The 11,079-nt window shown below is 64.4% G+C and carries 13 protein-coding genes; 7 read left to right on the forward strand and 6 right to left on the reverse strand.

Annotation, left to right across the window (positions count from 1 at the left end):
* Positions 1–45 precede the first annotated feature (45 nt).
* The 5 genes from H6B31_RS05305 (at position 46) to H6B31_RS05325 (ending at position 3,207) form a co-directional block, all read left to right on the forward strand.
* A complete protein-coding gene (locus H6B31_RS05305) occupies positions 46–531 on the forward strand; it encodes a helix-turn-helix domain-containing protein (RefSeq protein WP_204897553.1) in 486 nt (161 codons plus the stop codon).
* Between the two features lie 22 nt (positions 532–553).
* Positions 554–1,102, forward strand: coding sequence for a helix-turn-helix domain-containing protein (locus H6B31_RS05310; RefSeq protein WP_204897554.1), 549 nt, complete (start codon positions 554–556; stop codon positions 1,100–1,102).
* A gap of 83 nt (positions 1,103–1,185) precedes the next feature.
* Positions 1,186–1,389, forward strand: a complete 204-nt coding sequence (locus H6B31_RS05315; RefSeq protein WP_087288913.1) for a DUF1858 domain-containing protein — start codon at positions 1,186–1,188, stop codon at positions 1,387–1,389.
* Positions 1,390–1,711: 322 nt separating this feature from the next.
* Positions 1,712–2,419 carry a tRNA (adenine(22)-N(1))-methyltransferase gene (locus H6B31_RS05320; RefSeq protein ID WP_204897555.1) on the forward strand — a complete coding sequence of 236 codons (708 nt, stop codon included), beginning with the start codon at positions 1,712–1,714 and terminating at the stop codon, positions 2,417–2,419.
* Positions 2,407–3,207: a Nif3-like dinuclear metal center hexameric protein gene (locus H6B31_RS05325; protein ID WP_204897556.1), complete on the forward strand. Its 801-nt coding sequence runs from the start codon at positions 2,407–2,409 to the stop codon at positions 3,205–3,207. Before H6B31_RS05320 ends, H6B31_RS05325 begins: the two co-directional genes overlap by 13 nt.
* A 57-nt stretch (positions 3,208–3,264) precedes the next feature.
* On the opposite strand, the gene H6B31_RS05330 is transcribed toward H6B31_RS05325, so the two are convergent.
* The 6 genes from H6B31_RS05330 to H6B31_RS05355 all read right to left on the reverse strand — a co-directional run bounded on the left by H6B31_RS05330 (position 3,265) and on the right by H6B31_RS05355 (position 8,051).
* Complete coding sequence (locus H6B31_RS05330) at positions 3,265–3,708, reverse strand: DUF3830 family protein (protein ID WP_204897557.1); 444 nt, start codon at positions 3,706–3,708, stop codon at positions 3,265–3,267.
* 13 nt (positions 3,709–3,721) lie between these two features.
* Entirely contained in the window at positions 3,722–4,372 is a 651-nt protein-coding gene (locus tag H6B31_RS05335; RefSeq protein ID WP_204897558.1) for a DUF1847 domain-containing protein, read from the reverse strand.
* Between the two features lie 40 nt (positions 4,373–4,412).
* Entirely contained in the window at positions 4,413–4,976 is a 564-nt protein-coding gene (locus H6B31_RS05340; protein WP_204897559.1) for a Fe-S-containing hydro-lyase, read from the reverse strand.
* 18 nt (positions 4,977–4,994) lie between these two features.
* Complete coding sequence (locus H6B31_RS05345) at positions 4,995–5,834, reverse strand: fumarate hydratase (RefSeq protein WP_204897560.1); 840 nt, start codon at positions 5,832–5,834, stop codon at positions 4,995–4,997.
* Between the two features lie 115 nt (positions 5,835–5,949).
* On the reverse strand, positions 5,950–7,518 hold the full coding sequence (locus H6B31_RS05350) for a hypothetical protein (protein ID WP_204897561.1): 1,569 nt from the start codon (positions 7,516–7,518) through the stop codon (positions 5,950–5,952).
* Positions 7,515–8,051 (reverse strand): sigma-70 family RNA polymerase sigma factor, encoded by a 537-nt coding sequence (locus H6B31_RS05355; protein ID WP_204897562.1) that lies wholly within the window; start codon positions 8,049–8,051, stop codon positions 7,515–7,517. The genes H6B31_RS05350 and H6B31_RS05355 overlap by 4 nt, the downstream gene beginning before the upstream one ends.
* Before the next feature lie 214 nt (positions 8,052–8,265).
* On the opposite strand from H6B31_RS05355, the gene H6B31_RS05360 reads away from it, so the two are divergent.
* Together H6B31_RS05360 and radA are read left to right on the forward strand one after the other, a co-directional pair.
* A complete protein-coding gene (locus H6B31_RS05360; protein WP_204897563.1) occupies positions 8,266–8,994 on the forward strand; it encodes a YebC/PmpR family DNA-binding transcriptional regulator in 729 nt (242 codons plus the stop codon).
* 369 nt (positions 8,995–9,363) lie between these two features.
* Positions 9,364–10,734: a DNA repair protein RadA gene (gene radA, locus H6B31_RS05365; protein WP_204897564.1), complete on the forward strand. Its 1,371-nt coding sequence runs from the start codon at positions 9,364–9,366 to the stop codon at positions 10,732–10,734.
* Positions 10,735–11,079: the final 345 nt, after the last annotated feature.

An 11,079-nucleotide genomic window follows, 5' to 3' on the forward strand; every position in this document is an offset into this window, starting at 1 on the left:
CCGCCCATCTGGTAGCATAAACAGCAGAAAGGAGGGAAGCGGACCATGACCATCGGAGAAACCATTCAGCGCCTGCGGACAAAGCGCCGCCTCTCCCAGGAGCAGCTGGCTGAGCTGGTGGGGGTGTCCCGCCAGGCGGTGAGCAAGTGGGAGCTGAATGCCGCCCTGCCTGACACGGACAAATTGGTCCCCCTGGCCCGGGCCCTGGGGGTGTCCGTTGATGAGCTGTTGGGCAATGTCTCAGAAAACGGGGTGAGCGCAACTCCCTCTCCGGAGCGGCCCCCCAGACAGCCCGACTGGCTTGCCACCCACTGGTATTGGCTGGGGTTGGTTCTCATGGCTGTTGGGCTCTATCAGCTGATACAGCTGCTCCCTGGAATTTCCTCCATCGCCGCTGTTGGGGGCGTGAGAGTTATGTTCGGCTTTTTGTTGATGCTGGGACTGGCACCCATGGCTGCGGTGATCGCGGGCCTGCTGATTTTCTTTCTGGGGCGGCGGCACGTGCGGAAAAAATACGGGCGTGAGCCTTAGCCTTGGGTAGGAGGGGACAGGCATGCTGGGAGAAACCATTCAGGCTCTGCGGAGACAGAAAAATCTGACGCAGGAGCAGCTGGCCGAGCTGGTGGGGGTGTCCCGCCAGGCGGTGAGCAAGTGGGAGCTGAATAATGCCCTGCCTGACACGGATAAATTGGCCCCTCTGGCCCGGGCCCTGGGGGTGTCGGCGGAGGAGCTGCTGGGAAACGCCGGCAGACTGGAGAACGACAGGGCTGTGCCCCAGGAGCCCTCCGCCCGGCAGTCCGTCCGTTGGTACTGGCTGGGGATAGTGCCGATTCTGGGCGGTTTGGGCTATCTGATTGTCAGGACCGTCTCCGTTCTGCGGTTGTATCAGAGCATCAAGACGGTGACGCCACTGTTTCAAATGGGGTTTTCCATCCCTCCACTGGTGGAGGAGCTCTACGGTCCCTATTTGAATGAGGACGGGGAGATCGACCTCTGGCAGCTGTTCTCGCCCATGGTACAGGCCGGTCTGATCTTTCTGCTCGCCCTCGCGGCCGGACTTTTGATCTTCTTCCTGGGCCGGCGGAAATACGGTGGGAAATAATATTTTTTACAATTTCCCATTGAAAAAGCAGGAAGGTTCGGCTATACTACTCTCGTAACCCAAGAAGAATGGAGGAGATTCCCATGACCATTACAAAGGACACCATCATTGGTGATATTCTGACCATTGCCCCCCAGACCGCGCCCCTGTTCATGAACATCGGCATGCACTGCCTGGGCTGCCCCGCCTCCCGGGGTGAGACCGTGGAGCAGGCCTGCATGGTCCACGGCGTGGAAGTGGACGACCTGCTGGCCAAGGTCAACGAGATGATCGCCGCCGGCGAGTAAGACCGAGAACGGGCCGGGGCGGAGAAATCCGCCCCGGCCCAGTTTGCAGAAAACCCTCTGTTAAGACGAATCTGCCCGAGTTTTGGCGGGGGAGCTCGAGGGGGCGGCAGCCCGCCTCGAGTGGGATCGAATGCCCTGAATGCCTTGCTTGGCAAGGCGTTCAGAGAGCGCAGCGAGGACTTTTCCGCCGCTGGGCGGCGGGAAAGTAACGACATTTTTCAGGCTGGCGGGAAAGTCCCTGGACTTTTTCGACAGCCTGAGCCGGGGCGGAGAAATCCGCCCCGGTTTTTTATCTTCCGCCTGGAAAGACGGTGAACAGACTATGAGACATACCCTTGAACTGACCCCGCGCCTGCGCACGGCGGCGGACCTGGTGCCCGCCGGGGCCCGGCTGGCGGACATCGGCACCGACCACGCCTATCTGCCTGCCGCCCTGCTGCTGGAGGGAAAAATTCCATACGCCATCGCCGCCGACCTGCGCCACGGGCCCCTGCTCCGTGCCAAAGAGACGGCGGCGGAGTACGGCTGCCGGGACAAGATGGGCTTCCGCCTGTGCGACGGCCTGAAGGGCATCCGCCCGGAGGAGACCGAAGCCATTGTCATCGCCGGCATGGGGGGCGAGACCATCGCCCAGATTTTAGCGGCCGCCCCCTGGGTGCGGGAGCGGAACGTGCCCCTGGTGCTCCAGCCCATGAGCTCCCTGCCCGACCTGAGGGAGTGGCTCCAGAAAAACGGCTATGCTATCCGGGAGGAGCGCCTGGCCCGGGAGGAGGACGCCATCTATGTGGTGATGTCCGTCCAGGCGGGGGAGATGGCCCCCCTCACCCCGGCGGAGCTGTGGGCGGGGCGGCAGAGCCGGGACGCGCTGCGGGGCCCCTATCTGGAGGGCCTCATCCGCAAGCTGGACCGGGCCATCGCCGGACTGTCCCTGGCCCGGGAGGGCAGGGGAGAGGCCCGGAAGCAGGAGCTGGAGCAGGTGCGGGACGGCCTGCAGGACATGAAAAAGGAGTGGGACGGATGGCAACGGTAAGAGACATTTTTGCACAGATGGACCAGTGGGCCCCCTTTGAGACCCAGATGGACTTTGACAACGCCGGATTCCTGGTGGGCCGGGGGGAGCGGGAGGTCCGGAAGATCCTGGTCTCCCTGGACATCACAGAGCAGGTGGCGGACGAGGCGGCGGAGTGGGGAGCCGACCTGATCGTGGCCCACCACCCGGTGATCTTCCACCCGGTGAAGCGCCTCACCGACGAGACCCCCACCGGCCGGACCCTGCTGGCCCTGGCGGAGCGGGGCATCGCCGCCATCTGCGCCCACACCAACCTGGACGCCGCCCAGGGGGGCGTGAACGTGTGCCTGGCCCAGGCCCTGGAGCTCACCGACCTGGAGCAGCTTCACCAGGACGGCGTGGACCGCAGCGGCCAGCCCTACGGCATCGGCCGGGTGGGGAACGTCTCCGCCAACAACAGCCTGTCCGCCGGGGAGTATGCCGCCTTTGTGAAGGAGAAGCTCCACGCCGCCGGGGTGCGCTTTGCCGACGGCGGGAAGCCGGTGCGGCGGGTGGCCGTGGGGGGAGGCTCCTGCGGCTCCATGTTGTCTGACGCGGTTGCCGCCGGGTGCGACACCTTCGTCACCGCCGACGTGAAGTATGACCAGTTCCTGGAGGCTAAGGCCCTGGGCATCACCCTCATGGACGCGGGGCACTACGCCACGGAAAACGTGGTCTGCCCCAAGATCGTTCAGTATCTGTCCCTGAAGTTCCCGGGCATCCCGGTAAAAATTTCTCAGACCCACCAGGAGGCCTACGGGTGCGTATAATGCGCCGAACCCCATCCGCGGTCAGCGGATGGGGTTCGTTTTTGCTCAAAAGTCTGCTCAGGGGCGCTGCGCCGCCTCCCCGGGCTCTGCCAGGGCGATGGTGATGGGTTGGGCCCCCTCATAGAGGCACTTGCGGCCCAGCCGGTACAGGCGGTCCAGGCCGCCGGTGATGGTGAGAAAATGGTTCCCCGCCAGCTGTCCCACCTTGCTGGCAAATCGGACGCTGCCATAGGCCAGGATCATCTCCATCTCGCTGATGCCGCCGGGGTAGAGGAGCATCTCTCCCTTGCTGGGGAAGCTGGTGTGGTTTTCATAGGTGAGACCCTCCCAGCGGGTGTCCCCCATGGGAATCCACATGCCCTCGCCGCTCCAGCGGACGTGGATCATCTGATTTTGAATGGGGAGCATGGACTTGAAGATGGCGCAGGTCTTGGGGGCGAGTTCCTCCTCCAGAACGGCGGAAAATACTTCGCCGCCGCAGGTGATGGTTACCTCTGTCATACTGCGGTCCCTCCTATGGTTTGCTTTGCTCCGGAGGCCCCTCCAGGTCCAGCCGTTTGTTCAGGTACCCGTCGGCGCAGTAAATGGCGGCGACCGGGTTGTTGCCGGTGACCCGGTCCTTGGCCACCAGGGTGGTGACCAGGGCCTTGGAATATTTGTAGAACAGGGAGTCGTGGCCCACGCACAGCCCCAGGCACACGTTGAACTGGGTTCCCTCCCGGTTCAGAAGCTCCGCCTGGGCGATGGGGTTGCACATGGCCTCGTAGGTGCCGGGGCGCACCCGGAACTGCTGGGGCACCTCCGCCTTGTCCTTGGGGATGGAGCCCGTCTTGCAGATGACGGACACCACCTCAAAGCCGTTTTTCCGGAAAATCCGGTCCACCACGGCGGCCTCCTTGTGGAGCCCGGCGCAGAAGGCCAGCCCCAGCTTGGTGTAGCCCATGCGGCGGGCGAATTCCATCACCTCCCGCAGGCGGGGCCACTGTCCGTAGCCGAGGGCCTCCACCGCGGCGCTGGCCACGAAAAAGTTGTGGTTCTCCGGCTTGAAATACTCCTCCAGGACCTGCTCAAAGAAGGCCGAGTCGTGCATGGGACAGTTTTTGGGCATCTGGTCCAGCTTCCCGGACCGGCAGGCCTCGATGGCGCACTGGGCGCAGGTGAACATGGAAATCCCTCCTCATCAGAACTGGAATGGAGCTGGGCCGTTACCCCTGGTCCCGGCTGGCCAGATAGGCGGCGGGGCCGCTCTCGTACAAATCTCCCCCGTGGGAGTCCAGAATGACGGTGAGGGGGAAGTCCTCCACCTCCAGCTTCCGCACCGCCTCACAGCCCAGGTCTTCCCAGCAGATGACCTCCAGCTCCTTCACGCTGGCGGCCATCAGGGCCCCCGCGCCGCCAAGGGCGGCCAGGTAGACCCCGCCATTGCGGACCACCGCGTCCTTCACCGCCTGGTTCCGCTTGCCCTTGCCGATCATAATGAGCTGGCCCAAATCCAGCAGTCTGGGGGAGTAGGCGTCCATCCGGCCGCTGGTGGTGGGACCGGCGGAGCCGATGACCTCGCCCGGCCGCTCCGGGGTGGGGCCCACGTAGTACACGGCGGAGCCCTCCACCGGGAAGGGGAGGGGCTCTCCCGCGTCCAGCCGCTCCATCATCCGCTTGTGGGCGGCGTCCCGGGCGGTGTACACCGTGCCCGAGAGCAGAACGGTGTCCCCGGCCTTCAGCGGGGCCAGGTCCTCCCGGGTGACGGGGGTTTTCAGCTTATATTGCATGGTGATTCCTCCCTCTCTTCAAAGCTCCGCCGTGGCCCGGCGGGTCACGTGGCAGCTCACATTCACCGCCACCGGCAGGCCGGCCACATGGGTGGGGGCGGTCTCGATGGACAGCCCCAGGCAGGTGGTCTGTCCGCCGAAGCCCTGGGGGCCGATGCCCAGGGCGTTGATTTCGTCCAAAAGCTCCCGCTCCAGATCGGCGTAGAAGGGGTCGGGATTTCTCTGGTCGATGGGCCGGAGCAGGGCGTGCTTGGCCAGATAGGCCACCTTGTCGAAGGAGCCCCCGATGCCGATGCCCAGCACGATGGGGGGGCAGGGGTTGGAGCCGGCCAGCTTCACCGTCTCCACCACAAATTTCTTCACGCCTTCCACGCCGTCGGCGGGCTTGAGCATGCCCAGGCGGCTCATGTTCTCCGAACCGAAGCCCTTGGGGGCCACGGTGACCTTGCACCCGTCCCCGGGCACCAGCCGGACGGTGATGGCGGCGGGGGTGTTGTCCTCGGTGTTCACCCGGCGCAGGGGGTCGCCCACAATGGATTTACGCAGGTAACCCTCGCCGTAGCCCTTCCGGACACCCTCGTGGATGGCCTCCTCGAAATTCCCCTCAATATGTACGTCCTGGCCCAGCTCCACAAACACGCAGGCCATGCCCGTGTCCTGGCAGACGGGCAGGTTTTTCTCCTCCGCCAGCTCCATGTTTTCCCACAGGAGCCCCAGGGTCTCCTTGGCCAGCGGCCAGGGTTCGTTCTGCCGGGTGGCGTCCAAGGCGGCCACAATGTCCGCGGGCAGGTGGGTGTTGGCCTGGATGCACAGCTTGGCCACCGCGTCGGTGAGGGCGGCAGCTTGGATGGTACGCATCATCAATCCCTCTTTCTTCTTGGATTTTCTTTATTGTAGCAAATTTCCCGGAGAAGGGAAAGGGAAAGCGCAAAAAAACTCCCCGCCGCGTGGCGGGGAGCGTAAAGGGATGTGTTCAGGGCGGAACCAGTTCGTACACGCCGCCGAAGGTCTGGGTCACGCCGTCGCGGGGAATGGAGCTGCTGGCGAGCAGCTGCGGGAAGGAGTAGTAGGGGTAGTGCAGCCAGGAGACCTGGTGGCGGTAGAAAAGGAGAGATAGATAATACAGGGTTCCAGCATCGTCGCTGCGGTCCTGCCGGTCGTTGAGGTCTTGGCTCCAGGCCATCCAGCCCCAGCGGTTTTCGCTGTCTGCCGGGAAGGAGAACTGGCACCAGGGGATATAGGCCAGATGTCCCAGATTCTCCAGCTCATAGTCGTACCACTCCAGGGCCCAGTCGGGCAGCTCCTCCGGCGTCTCGCCGCCCCCGAGGTGGACGGTGGGGGCGGCAGACCAGGTCTGGCCGTCCTGATCCCAGAGAATGCGGGCGGAGAAGTCGTAGCTGGGGTCGTAGGAGGACGGGTCTCCGGTGAGACCGTCCCGGATGTTGTACTCCGGATTTTGCAGCCACCGGAAGGTGAGGTAGTAGCGGACCTGGTCATCGGGCAGCTGAACCGCCCAGGAGCGGAGGGTCACATACTCCACATCGGCCCGGCCTGTCTCGTCCTCCCGGTTGTAAGTGTGTTCTCCGTAGGCGTGGGTGAGGGGCAGGTCGTAGACGGCCAGGGCGTCCCGGCACCGCTCCAGCTCCGTCTCGTCCAAACTATTGGCTAGGTCGGCGTCCATGCCCAGGTCCACCAGATGCGCCCGCACCGAGGAATATTCCTCCGCATGAACGGCGGACAAGGGCTGGGCCTCCAGCGCGGGAGCCCGGCTGGACAGCCACAGAGCGGCGGTGACCGACCCGGCCAGGACCAGGATCACCAGCCCCAGAAAGACGGGAGCGGGCAGCCGGGCGGGGGCCGTGCGGACGGCATAGCCAAAGCCGGTAAGGGTGGAGCGCTGCTTCCCGATGCACACCAGGACCAGAATGAACAACGCCGCCGTGGCGATGATCCGGGCGTAATACAGGGGTTCGTTGGTGATCTCCGGGCCGAAGGAGATAGGGCCCTCTGGCTGGGCGGTGAGGGGAACCAGGGTGGACCACACCGCGATGCCAAGAGCGGCCAAATAGGACAGGAACGCCCGGCCGATCCAGTCCTTGGGCCTGCGCTCCGCCGCGGTAAAGGAAGCACGGATGCCCTGACGCAGGGCGGCCAGCAGAGCCAGGTGGAGCAGGCTGGACAGCACGCCAAGCCCCACATTCAGGACGGGGACGGCGGTGATTTGGGCCATGAGCGGGGTGGCGTTCAGGGTGTATGTCCCCCCGCAGAAGAGGAGATAGAAGCCGGACAGCCCCCAGCACAGCCGGAACCAGCGGTTCTCCCGCCGCAGGGTCCGGTAGCCCAGGTACAGCAGGACGGCTCCCAGCAGGGGGAGGAGATACTCCAGGTAGAAGAAATGGAATCGGAACGTAATCAGCCCCATGCCCCATAAAATTTTGGTCATGGCGGAGCGCCAGGGGGTGTAGTCCCACACCTCGCCGGGGGCGGGGGGGAGCTGGGACAGGTCCTCCATCAGAGAGCGGTCAAATTCGTTGGGACTCACAGGACTTCACCTCCCAACTGCTTCTGGAGCTTTCTTCGGATGCGGTACAGCTTTCCCTCCACCGCCCGCTCGGTCAGGCCCAGCTCGGCGGCCATCCGGGCGGTGGACTGGAGGTAGTAGTATTTCCGGTAGACCAGATTCCGGTCCCGGGCGGATAAGGTGTTCAGCGCCCGCTCCAGGGCCTGAATCCGCTCCTTTTGGAGCAGCTGCTCCTCCGGGCCGGGGGCGGGGTCCGGGTGGGTCTCGGGGAGCTCCCCGGTATTCTGCCGCCTGGCCTTCCGCAGGCGGTCCACAGCGGCGCTGCGGCACAGGGCGGTGAGCCAGGTGGCCGGGCTGGAGCGCTCCGGGTCATATTGGCCCCGGCTCTCCCACAGCTTCAGGCGCACCTGGGCCAGGCAGTCCTCCCGGTCCTGGGGAGCTTCCAGAATGCCGCCGGCGATGTAACGGAGCATGCCGTCGTAGTGGGTCAGCAGCTTTTCCAGGGCCTCCTCGTCCCCCTGCTGGAGCAGGGCCATCCATTGGGCTGGGTCCACGCCGGTCACCTCCCTTGTTCTCGTCTCTGCCATTATATACGATGCCGGGGGAGAAAACCCACGGGGATCTTTCTTTTTTCGGGGAATTTTTTCCGCCCGGGGGGCCGTATGGAGAAACTCCCGCCATTTTTCCAGCCGTGGGGTTGTCAAACCCCGGCGCGAGTGATATAATATTGGCGCTTTTGATCCGAAATTCACAGAAGGGAAGATAACCATGTCCGGACATTCCAAGTGGCACAACATACAAAAGACCAAGGGCGCGGCCGACGCCAAGCGCTCCCAGATTTTCACCAAGATCGCCCGTGAGATGATCGTGGCCGTCAAGACCGGCGGCAGCGGCGATCCCGCCAACAACTCCCGCCTGGCCACCGTCATCGCCAAGGCCAAGGCGGCCAACATGCCCAACGACAACATCAAGCGCACCATCGACAAGGCTCTGGGCGCGGGCAACACCGACAGCTTCGAGAGCGTGGTGTACGAGGGCTACGGCCCCAACGGCGTGGCCATCATCGTGGAAGCCCTCACCGACAACCGCAACCGCACCGCGCCGGAGGTCCGCCACCTGCTGGACAAGTACGGCAAGGGCCTGGGCGCCACCGGCTGCGTGTCCTGGTCCTTTGACAAGAAGGGCGTCATCGTCCTGGACGCCGAGGATCTGGACGAGGACACCGTGATGATGGACGCTCTGGAGTGTGGCGCCGACGACATGCAGGCCGACGACGATGTGTTTGAGATCTACACTGACCCCGACGCCTTCAACGACGTGGTGGCCGGCCTGGAGGGGAAGGGCTACACCTTCCTGGAGGCCTCCGTCCAGATGGTCCCCCAGAACTACGTGAAGCTCACCAGCGAAGAGGACATCAAGAACATGGAGAAGCTCCTGGAGTTCCTGGAGGACAACGACGATGTTCAAAATGTCTACCACAACTGGGAGCAGGACTAATCTACATCCATAGCGAGATATTAAGAGGCCGCCGGAGGACCGGCGGCCTCCTCAGCTTCTCAAAAAAGCCCTCCTGCAAGGAGTTCCGTCGTCATCTCCGCGCTAAGAGCCGCCGCTGTGCGGCGGTTGCGCTCCGAAACGCGCCTGCGGGCGCAGGCAGACGACGGAATAAAATTTAATTCGGTCATTTCCGAGGACACACCCCAGGGTGGCTTCTCTTGGCCTTCGGCCAATTCACCTTCTGTGCCTCGGAAATGACACTTCTCGCGAAATTTCGACCGACAATTTCGTAAGAAATCGAGGCCGAAATTTCGTGCAGCCTAATTCGAAAAAGTGGCTTTGCCACTTTTTCGACAGAAGGAGCGTCCCATGAAAGCCAAGACCATTTTTTACTGTACCGAGTGCGGCAACGAGACCCCCAAGTGGCAGGGGAGGTGCCCCGCCTGCGGGGCATGGAACACCATGGTGGAGCGCCCGGCGGAGAAGGCCCCCAAGAAGGCCCCGTCCGCCAGCCGGGGGAGCGCCCTGGGAGTGGTCCTGAACCGCCCCAAGGCCATGGCGGAGGTGGAGACCACCGACGAGCTGCGCTTCCCCACCGGCATGGGGGAGCTGGACCGGGTGCTGGGGGGCGGAGCGGTGCGGGGCTCCCTGGTGCTGGTGGGGGGCGCGCCGGGCATCGGCAAGTCCACCCTCATGCTCCAGATCTGCGACCACCTGTGCCGCACCGCCAAGGTCCTCTATGTCTCCGGCGAGGAGTCGGAGCGGCAGATCAAGCTGCGGGCCGAGCGGCTCCAGGTGAGGGGGGAGGGGCTGTCCCTCCTGTCCGAGACCAATCTGGAGAACGTCATTGACGCGGTGCACGCCGTCTCTCCCGACGTGCTCATCGTGGACTCCATCCAGACCCTGTACCACGGGGATGTGACCGCCGCCCCCGGGAGCATCAGCCAGGTGAAGGAGTGCACCATGGCCCTGATGCAGCTGGCGAAAGGGGAGGGGCTCACCATCTTCGTCATCGGCCACGTGAACAAGGAGGGCTCCATCGCCGGGCCCAAGGTGCTGGAGCACATGGTGGACTGCGTCCTCTACTTCGAGGGGGAGCGGCACATGGCCTACCGCATCCTCCGGGCGGCCAAGAACCGCTTCGGGGCCACCAACGAGATCGGCGTGTTCGAGATGGAGGACGGCGGCCTGGCTGAGGTGCCCAACCCCTCCGAGGCCATGCTGGCCGGCCGGCCGGAGAACGCCCCTGGCACCTGCGTGGCCTGCGTCATGGAGGGGGTGCGGCCGGTGCTGGCGGAGGTCCAGGCCCTGGTGGTGCCCAGCGCCTTCGGCAACCCCAGGCGGATGAGCAACGGCTTTGACTACAACCGGGCGGTCCTCCTGCTGGCGGTGCTGGAGAAGCGGGGCGGGCTGCTGCTGGGCAGCTGCGACGCCTATTTAAACGTCATCGGCGGCCTGTCCCTGGACGAGCCCGCCGCCGACCTGGCCGCCATCCTGGCCATGGCCTCCAGCTTCCGGGACCGCCCCGTCCCCGCCGACCTCACCGCCATCGGGGAGGTGGGCCTCACCGGGGAGCTGCGGTCGGTGAGCGCCCTGGGCCAGCGGCTGTCCGAGGTGCGGCGGCTGGGCTTCACCAAGTGCCTGATTCCCAAGCGCACCCAGGGCAAGCTGGCGGTCCCCGAGGGGCTGGAGCTCATCCGGGTGGGCAACATCCGGGAGGCCTTGGCCGCCCTGCTGTGAGCGGGAAACCGCCGGAACAAAGTTGAGGCACCCGTGGGGGTTGCGGGGGCCGGGAGAGGCCGCCCGCACCAGGGTGCACTGGCCCTCCTGCTGGTAGATGCAGGGGGCGCTGCAAAAAATCAAGCTCAACCTGGACCGCCTCCTTCTGCCCTAGCATCTGCGGACCGGGGCGGGGTTATGCGAAGAGATAAGCCGCCCCGGCCCGATTGAACTGCCCCAAATTGTACGGACATCACAAAAAGCGCCTGCGGATGTAAGAATAAGGAGTTTTAGTATGAGAGGCGTCGCGCCAGCGGCGCCTCTCCAGTTTTTAGTTGGATGCGCTCATGGTTGTAGAAGTGAATA

Origin of the sequence: Pseudoflavonifractor capillosus (assembly GCF_016899775.1) — a bacterium.
Lineage (GTDB): Bacteria > Bacillota > Clostridia > Oscillospirales > Oscillospiraceae > Lawsonibacter.